This window comes from Bifidobacterium margollesii, from assembly GCF_002860355.1.
GTDB lineage: Bacteria > Actinomycetota > Actinomycetes > Actinomycetales > Bifidobacteriaceae > Galliscardovia > Galliscardovia margollesii.
Genome location: NZ_NMWU01000037.1, coordinates 21,501 through 37,662, shown reverse-complemented (window position 1 = coordinate 37,662; position 16,162 = coordinate 21,501). Strand labels below are relative to the sequence as shown.

Annotated in this window: 9 protein-coding genes; all 9 read left to right on the top strand. The window is 60.1% G+C overall.

Features of this window, described 5'->3' with window-relative positions; all coding sequences use genetic code 11:
* The first annotated feature begins 31 nt into the window (after positions 1-31).
* The 9 genes from Uis1B_RS09890 (at position 32) to sufD (ending at position 16,156) form a co-directional block, all read left to right on the top strand.
* Positions 32-433 (top strand): SEL1-like repeat protein, encoded by a 402-nt coding sequence (locus Uis1B_RS09890; protein WP_133124914.1) that lies wholly within the window; start codon positions 32-34, stop codon positions 431-433.
* A gap of 64 nt (positions 434-497) precedes the next feature.
* Positions 498-848, top strand: a complete 351-nt coding sequence (locus tag Uis1B_RS09885; protein WP_101617898.1) for a hypothetical protein — start codon at positions 498-500, stop codon at positions 846-848.
* A gap of 195 nt (positions 849-1,043) precedes the next feature.
* Positions 1,044-4,934, top strand: coding sequence for a BREX-1 system adenine-specific DNA-methyltransferase PglX (pglX, locus tag Uis1B_RS09880; protein WP_101617895.1), 3,891 nt, complete (start codon positions 1,044-1,046; stop codon positions 4,932-4,934).
* 1 nt (position 4,935) lies between these two features.
* Complete coding sequence (locus Uis1B_RS09875; protein WP_101617894.1) at positions 4,936-6,420, top strand: ATP-binding protein; 1,485 nt, start codon at positions 4,936-4,938, stop codon at positions 6,418-6,420.
* Positions 6,417-9,050, top strand: coding sequence for a BREX-1 system phosphatase PglZ type A (pglZ, locus tag Uis1B_RS09870; RefSeq protein ID WP_101617892.1), 2,634 nt, complete (start codon positions 6,417-6,419; stop codon positions 9,048-9,050). The genes Uis1B_RS09875 and pglZ overlap by 4 nt, the downstream gene beginning before the upstream one ends.
* 26 nt (positions 9,051-9,076) lie before the next feature.
* Entirely contained in the window at positions 9,077-11,287 is a 2,211-nt protein-coding gene (gene brxL / locus Uis1B_RS09865; protein WP_207763417.1) for a BREX system Lon protease-like protein BrxL, read from the top strand.
* A gap of 78 nt (positions 11,288-11,365) precedes the next feature.
* Entirely contained in the window at positions 11,366-13,027 is a 1,662-nt protein-coding gene (locus Uis1B_RS09860; RefSeq protein ID WP_100513660.1) for a CTP synthase, read from the top strand.
* A gap of 356 nt (positions 13,028-13,383) precedes the next feature.
* The gene (sufB, locus tag Uis1B_RS09855) at positions 13,384-14,838 is read left to right on the top strand and encodes a Fe-S cluster assembly protein SufB (RefSeq protein ID WP_207763419.1); all 1,455 of its coding nucleotides are present in this window, start codon (positions 13,384-13,386) and stop codon (positions 14,836-14,838) included.
* 58 nt (positions 14,839-14,896) lie between these two features.
* On the top strand, positions 14,897-16,156 hold the full coding sequence (gene sufD, locus Uis1B_RS09850) for a Fe-S cluster assembly protein SufD (RefSeq protein WP_101617949.1): 1,260 nt from the start codon (positions 14,897-14,899) through the stop codon (positions 16,154-16,156).
* The last annotated feature ends 6 nt before the right edge of the window (positions 16,157-16,162 follow it).

The following is a 16,162-nucleotide window of genomic DNA, read 5'->3' as shown; positions in this document are numbered from 1 at the left end:
CAAAAATAATTTGTACGGCCGTATTGGTTCGGTGGATGACGCGCAGGCCTTCCACTGGTTTGCTCTCGGTGCTGAGATGAATAATCCGGAAAGCTGCTACAAACTTGGCGATCTGTATCGATCCGGACGAGGATGTGCTGGTAATCCGGACAAAGCTATCGCACTATACCGTAAAGCGGCGGATATTGCATATGATTGCTGTAATCCTGATTTTCCGCAGGATGCGGCAGTATTGGCCAGCATCGAATTGCGTTTGGCACAGTGGTATGAGCATACCGGGGAAACTGTCGAGAACGTTGACGACAGGGCACTTGCGCACGATCATTATTCCCAGTCAGCTCGTCTTTTTGAAGTTGCGACGGCTGGCGGACTTAACTGGTATGGGAAGGCATTGTCAAGCGCTCGCGCTGGATATGCACGTACGAATGAATGATTGATGCGGGGAGCAAAAGAAGCCCAACTTCAAAATTCTCAAGCGAAAGGACATGTGATTACTCATGGAAGCGACCTTATTTCATGATTTCGAGCACGTCACCTCCTATTACGGGAATGTCCCGGAACGGCCGATGCAGCCCGATGGACATATCGAAATATATAAGATGCACGAATCGGACCGTGACCCACTAGACGAGGATTTCACGGATGCGATTAACCGCGTGTGCGATACCACACTTGGCTATGGTGATGTGGACTTCTTCGACGCGCGTCAGTGTCGTCTGCTGGCGGGGTGGCTTGAGGCCCGTCTTGAGCAACCGATTACGCCTCGGCTGGCTGAGATTTACCGCAAGTTGGATGATTTCGCCCGTCGCGCGGTCGAATACAACACCGGTGTGGTTATCGAACTGTAAGCCGGTGACGTATTGCTCATCGCATATCGATGGGATTGATGAGCATCTGGTATGTGATATTGCCGTTGGCCGTATGTGACTATGGGCGATATTGGGTGGCCACCGGTATGATGGTGCTTTGTATGCGCGGCCTGTGGGCTGGGCCGGGTATCGGTTCGCGATGATGAGGGCTTGACGAGACGAGGGGAGCGAAGCATGAACACGAGTAGGTTGCAGGCGTTTGCGGCCGGGGCGCGCGTGGAACTGATGAAGGCGGTGCGAGCGAAGCTGGATGCGGCGTTGGAGCGGAATTCCGCCGCGCAATCCGACAATCCGCGTGCGTACGAGAGTCTGCTCGCCGAGATCAAACGCAACGGTGGCGGCGAGCATGGCCGGGCGAAGACCGTGGAACGTCACGCCTACCGTTGGTTCAACCGGATCATCGCGTTGCGGTACATGGATGCGAACGAGTTCACGAGTGTGCATGTGGTGTCCGGCGACGAACCGGATAATCCCAATGCGCTGCCCGCGGTGCTGTCGGCGGCGCGCCGCGGCGAGTTCGATGAGGACGTCTTCGACTCGAACATCGGTGTCAGGGCCAAGGTGCTGCCCACCATTCAGGCGCTGCTGAACGGCAGCAAGCCCAGCAGCGATCCGCAGGGAGACGCGTACGCTCTGCTGTTGCGCGCCTACTGTGATTATTGGCATCGCTTCCTCCCGTTCATGTTCGATGACGCCGGCGACGCCGATGAGATACTGATGCCCTCTGATCTGCTCGCCAGGGATTCCGTGCTGCGCAAGGCCGTCGAAGCCATGAGCGTGGAGGACTGCGTGGGGGAGCGGGGCGAAGGCGCCGTGGAGATCATCGGATGGCTCTACCAGTTCTACATCGCCGACCGCAAGGACGAGGTGATGGCCGGCTTCAAGAAGTCGAGGAAGGCCGGAGCCGACGAGATTCCCGCGGCCACACAGCTGTTCACCCCCGACTGGATCGTGCAGTATCTGGTGCAGAACACCGTCGGACGCCTATGGACGCAGAACCATCCCGAATCCCAGCTCTACAAGAACTGGGAGTACTTCATCCTGCCTCCCTCTGACGATGGAGGTGTCAGCGAAGCTGACGGAGGGAGAGAAGCCTCGGCGCAGCCGACGGATGAGGCATCGAACCTTGCCTTCCCCTACGAGGGGAAGGTGGCGGCGCAGCCGACGGATGAGGCATCAAACCCTGTCTTCCCCTACGAGGGGAAGGTGGCGGCGCAGCCGACGGATGAGGTGGATGCAGGCCTCGCCATCGCCACCCCCGAAGACCTCACCGTCTGCGACCCGGCCTGCGGCTCCGGCCACATGCTCACCTACGCGTTCGACCTGCTCTACGACATCTACGACGAGGCCGGCTACTCCGCCAACGAGATCCCCGGGCTGATTCTGAAGCATAACCTCTTCGGCATGGAGATCGACGAACGCGCAGCCAACCTCGCCGCCTTCGCCCTGACCATGAAGGCCCGAGGCAAGTACCGCCGCTTCTTCCGCAAGGGCCGTCAGGTGCAGCCCAACATCCAGCGCATCACACGTGAAGAGTTCACCGACGAGGAGGTCTCCGAACTCAACGAACTGTACGACGTGACCCTCGACGCCGACACATGGAACACGTACCAGCACGCCGACGTCTACGGCTCCCTCATCCAGCCCGACTCCGAACTGTCAGCTCTTGCCTTCCCCTCCGAGGGGAAGGTGTCGGCGAAGCCGACGGATGAGGTGGAATCGGCTCTCTTCACCGATGATTTCATCAACCACGAGGAGCTCGCCCGCAAGGCCCACACCGTCCTCACCCAAACCGCCTACCTCGCCCGCCAATACGCCGCGGTCGTCGCCAACCCACCGTACATGGGCTCCAGCAACATGGGTGCCGAACTCAAGCAGTACGTGAACGACCACTACAAGGACGGCAAGTCCGACCTGTTCGCCGCATTCATCCTGCGCAACCTGCAACTCATCCAGCCGAACGCGTTGCTCGGCATGATCACCATGCAAAGCTGGATGTTCCTCTCCTCGTTCGAGGAACTACGCAAGAATCTGCTCGCGAAGCACTCCATCGAAACGATGGCGCATCTCGGATCCGGCGCATTCGACAGCATCGGCGGCGAAGTCGTCTCCACCACGGCATTCACCATCCGTAACGGTGCTTCCGACGGCAAGGGGACGTATCTGCGACTGGTTGACGTGCAAGGCGATGACAATCAGGCGGCAGCATGCGCGGAAGCAGTTGGCTCCCCTCTTCGAGGGGAGCTGTCGGCAAAGCCGACTGAGGGGAGTGAATCCTCAGTGTCGTTCACCGTCAACCAGCATGATTTCGCCCAAATTCCCGGCTCGCCGATCGTGTACTGGCTGTCCGAAGCAATGCGCAACACGTTCACGATGGGCAAACCACTGGAGGAAGTCGCCAAACCGCGTCAGGGACTGGCGACGGCGGACAATAACCGTTTCATCCGTGAATGGTGGGAGGTTAATCAGTCCCGTAGTTCGTTCGATTGCACATCCCATGAAGAAGCCGCCGCCAATGGCAAGCGGTGGTTTCCGTACAACAAGGGCGGTGACTTCCGCAAATGGTATGGCAATCAGGATTACCTCATTAACTGGGAGAATGATGGCAAAGAGATCGATGACTTTAGACCACGTTCAGTGGTGAGGAATCCATCGTTTTATTTCCATGATTCTGTGTCATGGTCTAATGTCACCTCAGGAGTACCTTCTTTTCGGTACTATCCTTCCGGCTTTATCTTCAGCCATGTTGGTGATTGTCTCTTCGGACGAAATGAATCCCAGAATGCCGAATTGCTGGCCTTTTCCAATTCATCTGTAACAGACCAACTGTTGCAAAGTATTGCGCCGACACTTCATTTTGAAGTGGGGCAGATTGCTACTCTGCCGTTTGCCGACTCCCTCGACCGAATTGATACAGGCAATGTCAAGAATCTCATCTCCACGTCCAAAGCCGACTGGGACTCCTACGAAACCTCGTGGGATTTCACGGGTTTGGACGTGCTGGGATACCCCTCAGTCGGCTGCGCCGACAGCTCCCCTGACAAGAGGAGCGAAGAAGAGAGATCGGGCGCCGGTTCCCCTGACAAGGGGAGCCTGAGTGTGCGAATCCCCGCATTCATCGCCCACTGCAAGCAGATCACCGAGGAGCAACGCGAGCGCGAGATCAGGAACAACGAGCTGGTGGCGGACGCGTATGGCGTGCGTGACGAGGTGCCGTGCGATGTGCCGATCGAGCGTGTTTCGCTGAAGCGTAATCCGGCGTTCGCGTATCCGAAGGCCACGCCCGCCGAACGCGACGAGCTCATGGCCCGCGATCTGGTCAAGGAGATCATCTCCTACGCGGTCGGCTGCATGTTCGGGCGGTATTCGCTCGACAAGCCCGGTCTGATCCTCGCCTCGCAGGGCGAAACCCTCGACGACTATCACGATCAGATCCCGAACCCTACGTTCGAGCCGGACGCGGACAACGTCATCCCCGTCACCGACGAGGAATGGTTCGAGGATGATCTCGCCGCCCGCTTCCGCACCTTCCTCGGCGTGGCCCTCGGCGAACGGCATCTTGCGGAAAACATCGCCTACATCGAACAGGTGCTCGGCAAACCCTTGCGCAAATACTTCGTCAACGATTTCTACGACGATCATGTGCGCATGTACAGGAACCGTCCGATTTACTGGATGTACTCCAGTCGCACCGACAAGAAGGGCTCGTTCAAGGCGCTCGTCTACCTGCACCGCTACACGCCCGCCACCACAAACAACGTGCTGGTGTATCTGCGTGACTTCGCCGTCAAACTGCACGCCCAGTCCGAACGACTGCTGGAATCCTCCAAGGCCAGCGAGGTGCGCAAGGGCGAGAAACTGCAGGCCGCCATCCGGGAATGCGCCGACTACGAGCGGGACATCCTCTACCCGCTCGCCACCCGCAACCTGCCCCTTGACCTCGACGACGGCGTGCTGGTGAACTACCTGCGTCTGGGCAAAGCCCTCCGCACCATCCCCGCCCTCGAAAAGAAACGCAAAACCGTCCAATCCTGGACCTGGCCCACCCACCCGCTGGGAGAGTGACATGTCGAATACCATGCGTTTCGCCGGCGAATCCAAAAACGTCGAGTATAAGGTCGCGTTGCCGGATCGAAGTATCAAGTACACGAAGACGGCGGTAGCGTTCGCCAATGGCAGCGGTGGCCGCATCGTATTCGGCATCGAAGATCAGACGCTGCGCGTGGTCGGCGTTCCGGACGATCAGGTGTTCACCATCATGGACGCCATCTCCAACGCCATCGCGGATAGTTGCGAACCATTGATCATTCCGGATATCTCCATGCGGGATATTGATGGCAAGACGGTGATCGTCGCCGAAATACTGCCGGGTGCGCAACGCCCCTACTTCATCAAGTCGATGGGGAGGGAACAGGGCACGTTTGTCCGGGTCGCCGGCACCACGCGACAGGCCGATGATGCAACTATCAAAGAACTGTTGTTCGAAGGCAGCAACCGGAGCTTCGACCAGACCATATGTCTGGAATTGGCGGCGAGTGACAGTGATATCGCCGAACTATGCAAAACGATGACGGCGGTTTCCAGAGCCAATGCGAAGCAGGGCGGTGAAGCGGTCAAGCAGCTGACTCCCAAACAACTGCTGTCGTGGGGTGTACTGGCCGAACGCGACGGTGAGCTCAAACCGACGAACGCCTATGCCATTCTGACTGGCAGCAATGGTCCCGTCCGTTCCATCATCCAGTGCGGCGTGTTCAAAGGAGACACCAAGGCGGTGTTTGTGGACCGTCGTGAGTTCGAAGGAGCTCCGTGGGAGCTGATCGAGCAGGCGTACCAGTATGTGCTTCGTAATATTCATATGGGTGCGCGGTTTGCTGGTGTGTATCGTCAGGATGTGTATGAGATTCCGCCTGATGCCATCCGTGAGCTCATTGTCAATGCGGTGGTGCATCGCAGTTACATCGACCGGGCCAGTATCCAAATCGCCATTTACGATAATCGTTTGGAAATCACTTCACCGGGTCGTCTGCCCATGGGACAGACTATGGAACGAATGAAGGAAGGCTACTCGAAGATCCGCAATGAGGCATTGGCTTCGGCGTTCGCCTATATGGGGTTGATCGAACACTGGGGTAGCGGCATTCCCCGCATCATCGAAGAAGTTCGTGAAGCCGGGCTGCGTGGACCGGAATTCCTCGGCGGTGACACCGATCTGCGTATCAACATCTACCGGGAGCAGATATCGACAGTGCGCGATACTGGAGACGCGGTGCGCGATACCGACAATGTGGTGCGCGATACTGGAGACGCGGTGCGCGATACCGACAATGTGGTGCGCGATACTGGAGACGCGGTGCGCGATAGTCAGCGAGTGATTCTTGCCTATGTGCGAGATCATGGCGAGATTACGGCTACCATAGTTCAGGAACTGCTGCATGTGCGAAAGCGTCAGGCTCAGAAAATTCTATCCAAGCTCGTTGGTCTTGGGGTTTTGCAGCGTGTGGGTGCGGCGCGGTCGACTCGGTACATTCTTGGCGGAGAGGATGAGGAATGAGCGGTAATACGCAGATCGCACGTCTGCTGGCGGCGCGGTACGCGAAATTCGACGGCACGCCGCATGGTGAAGGCCGCGTGGTGTTCTGGCACGACGAAACCGGCGAATTCTCCGACGAGATCGACACCATCGTCGGGCCGGAAGCGGAGAACGACGAGCTGCGCGACGTGGAACCGGTCCGATTGGAACGAAACCCGTTCGCGCTGAAATACCGCATCCTGCTCGCCGAACCGAAAACCAAGTTCCTGGTGTATCTGAAAGGCAAACTGCCGGCCGACGCGGACAACTGGCTGCTGGACCTCGAAATCGCCTACGGGCCGCTGTTCACCGCCGACAAGCTGTCGATGATCCTCAACGAACTGTTCCCCCGCGAAGCCTCCGCCGAAACACGCGACGCATGGCTCGCCGTCATGCAGCGCACCAAGCCGTTCTTCGACGACGACGATCTGGTCGCGGCATTGCAGCGGCGGTTGCGCGCCGACGACGATGCAAGAACCTTCCAGGCGAAGATGATTGCATCACTGCTGGGCCTGCCCGACGGCGAACACAGCCTTCAGGCCATCTGGCGGGAACTGCTGATCCAATACTCCAAGGACTCCACCCAAGGCATCGACGACATCACCGGCATGGGCCTGGCCGACTACCATTGGGCCAACACCCGCGGCATCTACCGGTTCGATTCCGACGGGCAGCTGAGCCGACCCACGGTCAAGGATTTCGTGATCTGGCTGTTCCGGCTCGCATGGAACGGATTCAGCGACTCCATCAACAGCGTCGATCATTACGCGAACATCCGCCGAGACTTCGACACCTGGCGCAACGATCCGAAAACCACCGACGTGATCAAGGCTCTGGCGGACGAGGTGTTCCCGGATCTGTCGCTCGACTCCGTCATCGCCGACATGAGCCTGACCGAACTGGAACGGCATGACGTATTCAGCGAGGTCGAAGAGCGAATCGTGGAACTGCTGTACGAGGCATTGGACGATGCGACCGTAACCGACGACGAAGTGCAGCGCATCATCGCCTCCCGCAGATACGGCCTCTGGTTCCCGAAGTTCGACAAGGATTACGCAATCATCGCGTCCGCCAGCGAACTGCATGCCATACTGCGGCAATGCCGACCGGTCATGGAATCCATCACTTCCGCGAAAAGCGGATTCGAAGCCTATACGGCGTCGCTGTATCAGGTGGATGGATGCTATCGGCGGTTCGTCGCGGCATGGAAGGCCGGTTCGCGTCTGATGGGCCGCACGATCGCGGAGAATCTGGAACGGGAGTATTCCCGCTACCAGTCCGATCTCGGCATGATCTGGCAGCGACAGGTCGACGACATGGACGACTGGGAGATCCCGGACGTCCACGCGCAAACCGAGTTCTACAAGCGCAACGTAGAGCCGATGACGAACGCGCGCAAAAAGATCGCGGTCATCATCTCCGATGCGCTGCGATACGAGGTCGCCGAGGAACTCTGCCGGAAACTCAACGAGCAGAGCCGATGGACCGCCACCATGGCGTCGCAGCTGAGCACATTGCCGTCCTACACTCAACTGGGCATGGCCGCATTGCTGCCGCATACCAGTCTGTCGCTGAGCACGACGGACCACTACCATGCGCTCGTCGACGGAAACAACGCCGGCGGCATGGCGGCACGTTCCGCAATCCTCGCCGAAGTCAACGGCAAGGCCGTGAAGGCGGACGATCTGCTGGACATGAAACGTGACGAATACCGCGAACTGATGAAATCGTGCAGCGTGCTGTACGTCTACCACGACGACATCGACGTGACCGGAGACAACGAGCGCAGCGAGGAGGACGTCTTCGACGCGTGCACGCGTACGCTCAACAAACTCGATGCCGTGGTGAAACGGTTGGCCAACGCCAACGTCACCAACATGATCGTCACCGCCGATCACGGATTCCTCTATCAGGACCACGACGTGTCGGATGCGGAATGGCTCAGCGAGCGGCCTTCCGGTGACGCGATATGGCAGGAGAAACGACGGTTCGTCATCGGTGCCAATCTGGTCGGTAAGCCGGCGTTCACCACGTTCACCGCGGCGCAGGTCGGTCTGCGGGATCCGGCGGATGAAGGCGTGACCATTCAGGTGCCGAACGCCATCCATCGGCTTCGCATCAAAGGCCCCGGCGTACGGTACGTGCACGGCGGGGCGTCCCTGCCGGAAATCGTCGTGCCGATCGTCCGCATCAACAGGGGACGTTCGGCCTCTGAGGACGTCCGCAAGGTGAACTTCCGAATCCAGCAGACGACCGACCGCATCACCACCGGTCAGATCACCGTCGATTTCCTGCAGACCGAGCCGGTTGGAGGCAAGGTCTGCGAACGGACCATACTCGCCGGACTGTGGGGCAAGACGGCGGACGGCGAGAGCACGCTCATCTCCAACGAGGTGCCCATCGCGTTCGGCTCCACCAGCACGGACGCCGCCGACCGGCATGTACCGGCCACGTTCCTGCTGGCCGGCGACGCGGACCGGTTCAACAACACTGTGATCGAACTGCGCTTGAGCGAGCGGATCGACGGTTCCAACCAGATGCGGCAATTGGACGCCAAAGCCGAATACCTGCTGAAGAGGGGACTGTTCGCCGACGACGGGTTTGACTTCTAGCACGACATGAGGCGTAAGGTGGAGTTATGTCAGACGACGAGAACGTGATGGACGAACGGCCGGATTCCTCCGGTGTCGCCATGCCTGCAATGAGCAATCTGGATCGCAAGATCACCGACGACTTCGCCGAATACACGGTTCGCAAGGATCTGGTCAGCGAAGTCAAGGGCAATGCGCTCGTGCCCTCGTACGTGCTGGAATACCTGCTCAGCAAATACGCGACCACCACCGATCAGGAAAGCATCAGCGCCGGCGTGCAGCGGGTCTGTGACATTCTCGCGGACAATTACGTGCACCGTGAGGAAGCGAAGCTCATTCAGTCGAAGATCCGCGAGAAGGGTCGGTATCAGGTCATCGACAAGGTTCAGGTCGCTCTGAACGAGAAGCTCGACCAGTATGAGGCCACGTTCGAGAACCTCGGCATCAGCCGTGTAGTCGTCGATCCGCTGACCGTGAAAAACAATCCCAAACTGCTGGTCACCGGCATCTGGTGCATGTGCATGCTGGTCTACGCCTATTCGGGCGACAGCAAGGAAGTGCCGTGGAGGCTGCACCGACTGATGCCGGTGCAGATGTCGCACGATGACCGGGAAAACTATGTGTCCATGCGCTCGAAGTTCACGTCGGGGGAGTGGATCGACCTGCTGATGCAGTCGATCGGATTCAACCCGGACCTGTTCAGCGAGCGCGCCAAACTGCTTCATCTGGTACGCATGATCCCGTTCGTGGAACGCAACTACAATCTGATCGAGCTTGGCCCCAAGGGCACCGGCAAATCGCACATCTATTCCGAATTCTCGCCGCACGGCATGCTCATCTCCGGCGGCGAGGTGACCGCGGCGAAACTGTTCGTGAACAACACGAACAGGCAGATCGGACTCGTCGGCTACTGGGATACGGTCGCGTTCGACGAGTTCGCCGGTAAGGCCAAGAAGGCCGACAAAGCCCTTGTGGACATCATGAAGAACTACATGGCCAACAAGAGCTTCTCGCGCGGTGCCGATGTGATGCATGCCGAAGCGTCCATGGTGTTCGTGGGCAACACGTCGCATAACGTGCCGTACATGCTCAAGAACTCCGACCTGTTCGAGGAGCTGCCGGCCCAATACCATGATCCGGCGTTCCTCGACCGCATCCACTATTACCTGCCGGGCTGGGAGTTCGAGCAGATCCGCACGGAGATGTTCACGCGCGGATACGGGTTCGTGGTGGATTATCTGGCCGAGATCCTGCATAATCTGCGCAACGTGGATTACGGTTCGGCGTTCGAACGATACTTCACGCTGTCGTCCTCGCTGTCCACGCGAGACCGGGATGGCGTGCGCGAGACGTTCTCCGGTCTGATGAAGCTGGTGTATCCGGACGGGCATGCCACGCCCGACCAGATGGAGCCGCTGCTGCGCTGCGCCATCGAAGGCCGTAAACGCGTCAAGGACCAGCTGTGCCGCATCGACTCCACCATGGTGGAGGTGGATTTCAGCTACACTCGCGCCGGTTCGGTCGAACCGATCGCCGTGCATGCACTGGAGGAGGATGACTATCCGGAGCTGTACTGGCGTGACAGGCCCGACGAGGCAGGTGAGGCGGAACCTGGTGAAGTCGAGACTGGTGAGGCTGAGACTGGTGAGCCTGCCGCAGTCCCAACCCCATTGCCGTCCCAGCCCACGTCCGCACCCACTCCTGTTTCGGTATCGGCGCCTACATCCGTATCCGCGCCGGCGCCGGCTCTGTCGCCGATCGAACGTGCGGCCGCGGCGGCGAAGGAGGGGCATGTCGAGTTCGGTGAAAGTCAGAGGGGCGTCACATACAACAAGCTGTTCGGTCCCTACGTTGCCGGGGCGAAGAGGATCACGATCAAGGACCCGTATATCCGCCTGCCGTATCAGATACGCAATCTTGCCGAGTTTCTCGAAACCGTGTTCACCTACACCGATCGTTCCGACGAGGTGCATGTGCATCTGATCACCCGTTGCGACGAGGAATACGCCGACCGGCAGATCGACAATCTCAACCAGGTGCAGGCGACGTTCGGCACGCTGGGCATCACGCTGACATACGAATTCAACGATTCCGGACACGACCGCTCCATCGTCACCGACACCGGTTGGCTGGTCATTCCGGGCCGTGGTCTGGATGTCTACCAGCGATACAGCGACAATGACTGGTTCAATCCGCTGATCAGACAGCAGAAGCTTCGCCGTGTGAAGGAATTTTCCGTCACGTATCAAAGACGCTGATCGAGGGACGGAAGCTGACCGGACTGGCGGAACACGCGCCGTCGATGCGGTCACACGCGGATGATAAAGTGAAATTCCATGGTCAGAAGAAAGCATGGAATCACGCAAGAGCACATCACCAAGCACATTTTCGTCACCGGCGGAGTTGTGTCCTCGCTCGGCAAGGGCCTCACGGCCTCCTCATTGGGCCGTCTGCTGCGCAGCCGCGGCATCCACGTTCTGCAGCAGAAGCTCGACCCCTACATCAACGTCGATCCGGGTACCATGAACCCGTTCCAGCACGGCGAGGTCTACGTGACCGAGGACGGCGCGGAAACCGATCTCGACATCGGCCACTACGAGCGCTTCCTTGACGTCTTCCTCTCCCAGAAAGCCAACGTCACCACCGGTCAGGTGTATCAGGAGGTGCTGCGCAAGGAGCGCGCCGGCGAATACCTCGGCCAGTGCGTGCAGGTCATCCCGCACATCACCAACGAGATCAAGTCCCGTATGCGCGCCCAGGCGTCCGACGACGTGGACGTGATCATCACCGAGATCGGCGGCACCGTCGGCGACATCGAATCCCAGCCGTTCCTGGAGGCCGCCCGCGAGGTGCGTCGCGACCTCGGCTCCGACAACTGCATGTTCGTGCACGTCTCCCTCGTGCCGTACATCGCCGCCGCGCACGAGCTCAAGACCAAGCCCACCCAGCATTCCGTGATGATGCTGCGTCAGCTCGGCATCTCTCCGGACGCGCTGGTGCTGCGCTCCGACCGTCCGCTCAACAAGGCCATCAAGGACAAGATCTCCCTGATGTGCGACGTGGACGAGGAAGGCGTGGTCAACTGCGTGGACGCCCCGAGCATCTACGACGTGCCGAAGACCCTGTTCGACGAAGGCCTCGACGCCTACGTGGTGCGTGAACTCGGCCTGCCGTTCCACGACGTCAACTGGGCAGAATGGTCCGACCTGCTCAACCGCGTGCACCATCCGAAGCACGAGGTCAACGTGGCCATCGTCGGCAAGTACATCGACCTTCCCGACGCCTACCTGTCCGTCACCGAGGCCATCAAGGCCGGCGGCTTCGCCAACTGGGCCAAGGTGAACGTCGAATGGGTGGCCGCCGACGAGTGCGAGACCGAGGAAGGCGCCGCCAAGTCGCTGGCCGACGTGGACGGCATCGTGATCCCCGGAGGCTTCGGCATCCGCGGCATCGACGGCAAGATCGGCGCCCTCAAGTACGCCCGCGAGCACAAGCTGCCCGCGCTGGGCCTGTGCCTCGGCCTGCAGTCGATGGTGATCGAATACGCCCGTCACGTCCTCGACATCGAGGACGCGAACTCCACCGAGTTCGAGCCGGACTGCGCCAATCCGGTCATCGCCACCATGGAGGAGCAGAAGGACATCGTCGCCGGCAAGGGCGACATGGGCCACACCATGCGACTGGGCTCCTACCCGGCCGAACTCGAGGAGGGTTCGCTCGCCGCGCAGCTGTACGGCACCACGCATGTGACCGAACGCCACCGTCACCGCTACGAGGTGAACGTGGCCTACAAGGATCGTCTGCGCGAAGGAGGCCTGCGCATCTCCGGCCAGAGCCCGGACGGTGAGCTCACCGAATTCGTGGAACTGCCGCAGGACGTGCACCCGTTCTACATCGCCACGCAGGCGCACCCCGAATTCAAGAGCCGCCCGACCAAGCCGCACCCGCTGTTCGCCGGACTGGTCAAGGCCGCTCTGGATCATCAGGCCGCCCGCTGACGCAGACGTGAACCGCATGCGCTGACATGCGCTGACACGGTCGAAGCATTGACATGGGGCCGGATTCCTTTCGGGGGATCCGGCCCCATCATGGTTTCGGCGGCGATCCGCATGACTTCACGGCCGGAAGAAGGCCGAACGGTGGCCGGAAGATGGCGCAATGCCTGTCGGATGATTGCCTCAAGTCAGCCGGGGAAAACATCGGGAAGCTCACATTTTGCGGTAAGCCAATATACGGTGTCGCGCTAACGTTCGCCCTGAGGTTCTGCTAGGTTGTCGTATGAACTTACGTGAATGATTGGAGGCAGCGTCAGGTGACCGACGAGAAAGCACCAAACGCCGCGGCTGACGTGGAGATGAGCCAGTATGTGGCCGATCGGCAGCGCGTCAACGAGGAGAAGATCAAAAAGGACGACGAGATCATCTCGCAGTTCGGCGAATACAGCTACGGCTGGCATGATTCCGACGCCGCGGGTGAGGCGGCGAAGCGAGGCATCGACGAGAACGTGGTTCGCGCCATCTCCGCCGACAAGAACGAACCCGAATGGATGCTCGACATGCGACTTCGGGGATTCAAGGCGTTCCTGGAAAAGCCGATGCCCGAATGGGGCGTGGATCTTTCGGGATTCAACGCCGACGACTTCAAGTACTATGTGAAGCCCATCGACAAGCAGGCCAAGACCTGGGACGAACTGCCCGACGACATCCGCAACACCTACGACCGCCTCGGCATCCCCGAGGCCGAAAAGAACCGACTGGTCTCCGGTGTGGCCGCCCAGTACGAATCCGAGGTCATCTACAACTCCATTCAGGAGGACCTGAAGAAGCAGGGCGTGATCTTCGTCGACACCGACACCGCCGTGCGCGAATATCCCGATCTGGTGCGCAAGTACTTCGGCACCGTCGTCTCCCCGGAAGACAACAAGTTCGGCGCGCTCAACACCGCCGCATGGTCCGGCGGCTCGTTCGTCTACGTGCCGAAGGGCGTGCATGTGGAGATCCCGCTGCAGGCCTACTTCCGCATCAACACCCCGGCCATGGGCCAGTTCGAGCGTACGCTGATCATCGCCGACGAAGGCTCCTACGTGCACTACGTCGAAGGCTGCACCGCACCGATCTGGTCCGAGGACTCCCTGCACGCCGCCATCGTGGAGATCATCGTGGAGAAGCACGCCCGCGTGCGCTACACCACCGTGCAGAACTGGTCGAACAACGTGTACAACCTCGTCACCCAGCGCGCCTACGTGCGTGAGGGCGGCACCATGGAATGGGTCGACGGCAACATCGGTTCCAAGGCCACCATGAAGTACCCCGCCTGCATCCTCGCCGAGCCGTACGCCAAGGCCAGCACCATGTCGCTGGGCTTCGCCGGCAAGGGACAGTATCAGGACACCGGAGCGAAGATGATCCACCTCGCCCCGCATACTTCATCCACCATCGTGGCGAAGTCCATCTCCCGCGGCGGCGGCCGATCCGCCTACCGCGGTCTGGTGAAGATCGTCAAGGGCGCGGAAGGCTCATCCAACTCCACCGTCTGCGATGCGCTACTCGTCGACGACTACAGTCGATCCGACACGTACCCGCATGTGGACGTGCGTGAGGACGACGTCTCCATGGCCCACGAGGCCACCGTGTCGAAGGTCTCCGAAGATCAGCTCTTCTACCTGATGAGCCGAGGTCTTTCCGAGGAGGAGGCCATGGGCATGATCGTACGAGGATTCGTGGAGCCGATCAGCCGCGAGTTGCCGATGGAATACGCGCTCGAACTGAACCGACTCGTTGAACTGCAGATGGAAGGATCGGTGGGCTGATATGACCGAGGCCACGAATAGCGAAATCACCAGCACCGAAACCGTGAACACCGAAACCATGAACGCAGAAACCACGGACGGACAGACCGCCGCACAGGTGGCGGCCGAACTCAACATCCCCGTCGCCGATCTCAACGACCCGTATGCCGTGCCCGCTCTCATGCCGTCCAGCGCCGACAAGGCGCCGAGGTCCTTCGATCCCGACGACTTCCCCATGCCCACGCGCAAGCAGGACGATTGGCGGTACACGCCGATCGACCGGATCGAGGAATTCTTCGAACCGTTCAGGCCGAGCGGCGAAACCACCGTCGAAGTCAGCGCCATCGACGGTTCCGCACTGCCCGAGGACCATGTGAAGCTGTATCAGACCAAGCTTGGGGAGGCCCCCTCCGGTACGGTCTCCAAGCCGACCGACCGTGCGGCCGCCGTGGAATGGCGGTCCGGATCCACGGCCACCGTCGTTGAGCTTTCCGGCGAACTGAACATCCCGGTGCTGATCAAGGTCAAGGGCGCCGGTCTGGACCTCGATGCCCTGCATCTGGTGATCAAGGCCGCGGACAAGGCCCACGGCGACGTGATCGTCGAGCATGAGGGCAAGTCCCGTCTCGCTGAAGGCGTGGAGATCACCACCGGCAGAGATTCGCATGTCTCCGCCACGTTCATTCAGGAATGGGATCCGCAGTCCAAGCATGTGGGCAACCATCGCATCCACGTGGGTGCCGGCGCCTCGCTGCGCCACTCCGTCGTCACGCTTGGAGGAGACGTGGTGCGCCTGCGTATGGATCAGGACTTCGGCGGCGATCAGGGCGAGCTCAACATGCTCGGCATCTACTTTGTCGACCCCGGCCAGCATATCGAAAACCGCACGATGGTGGTGCACAACCACCCCGCATGCAAGTCCCGCGTGGTCTACAAGGGTGCACTCGACGGCAAGGGCGCGCACTCCACATGGGTGGGCAACGCGCTGATCCAGCCGACCGCCCCCGGCACCGACTCCTACGAGCTCAACCGCAACCTCGTGCTCACCCCGGGTGCCATCGCCGATTCCGAGCCGAACCTCGAAATCGAAAACGGCAACATCATCGGCGCCGGCCATGCCAGCTCCGTCGGTCGGTTCGACGACGAGGAGCTGTTCTACCTGCAGTCCCGCGGCATTCCGGAGACCGAGGCCCGCAAGCTCGTGGTTCGCGGATTCTTCGCCGAACTGATCGAGGAGATCGGCATCCCGTCCATTTCCGAACACCTCATGGATGTCATCGACCGTCGTCTCGCCCGCGGAGAAAGCGCGGCGATGGCCGAGGTCCTTGAGGAAAAGTAGCGACGA

Coding starts and splice junctions, on each gene's coding strand:
- sufD (WP_101617949.1), top strand. CDS start 14,897: ATGAACGCAGAAACCACGGACGGACAGACCGCCGCACAGGTGGCGGCC.
- sufB (WP_207763419.1), top strand. CDS start 13,384: ATGAGCCAGTATGTGGCCGATCGGCAGCGCGTCAACGAGGAGAAGATC.
- Uis1B_RS09860 (WP_100513660.1), top strand. CDS start 11,366: ATGGTCAGAAGAAAGCATGGAATCACGCAAGAGCACATCACCAAGCAC.
- Uis1B_RS09875 (WP_101617894.1), top strand. CDS start 4,936: ATGTCGAATACCATGCGTTTCGCCGGCGAATCCAAAAACGTCGAGTAT.
- Uis1B_RS09885 (WP_101617898.1), top strand. CDS start 498: ATGGAAGCGACCTTATTTCATGATTTCGAGCACGTCACCTCCTATTAC.
- pglZ (WP_101617892.1), top strand. CDS start 6,417: ATGAGCGGTAATACGCAGATCGCACGTCTGCTGGCGGCGCGGTACGCG.
- brxL (WP_207763417.1), top strand. CDS start 9,077: ATGTCAGACGACGAGAACGTGATGGACGAACGGCCGGATTCCTCCGGT.
- pglX (WP_101617895.1), top strand. CDS start 1,044: ATGAACACGAGTAGGTTGCAGGCGTTTGCGGCCGGGGCGCGCGTGGAA.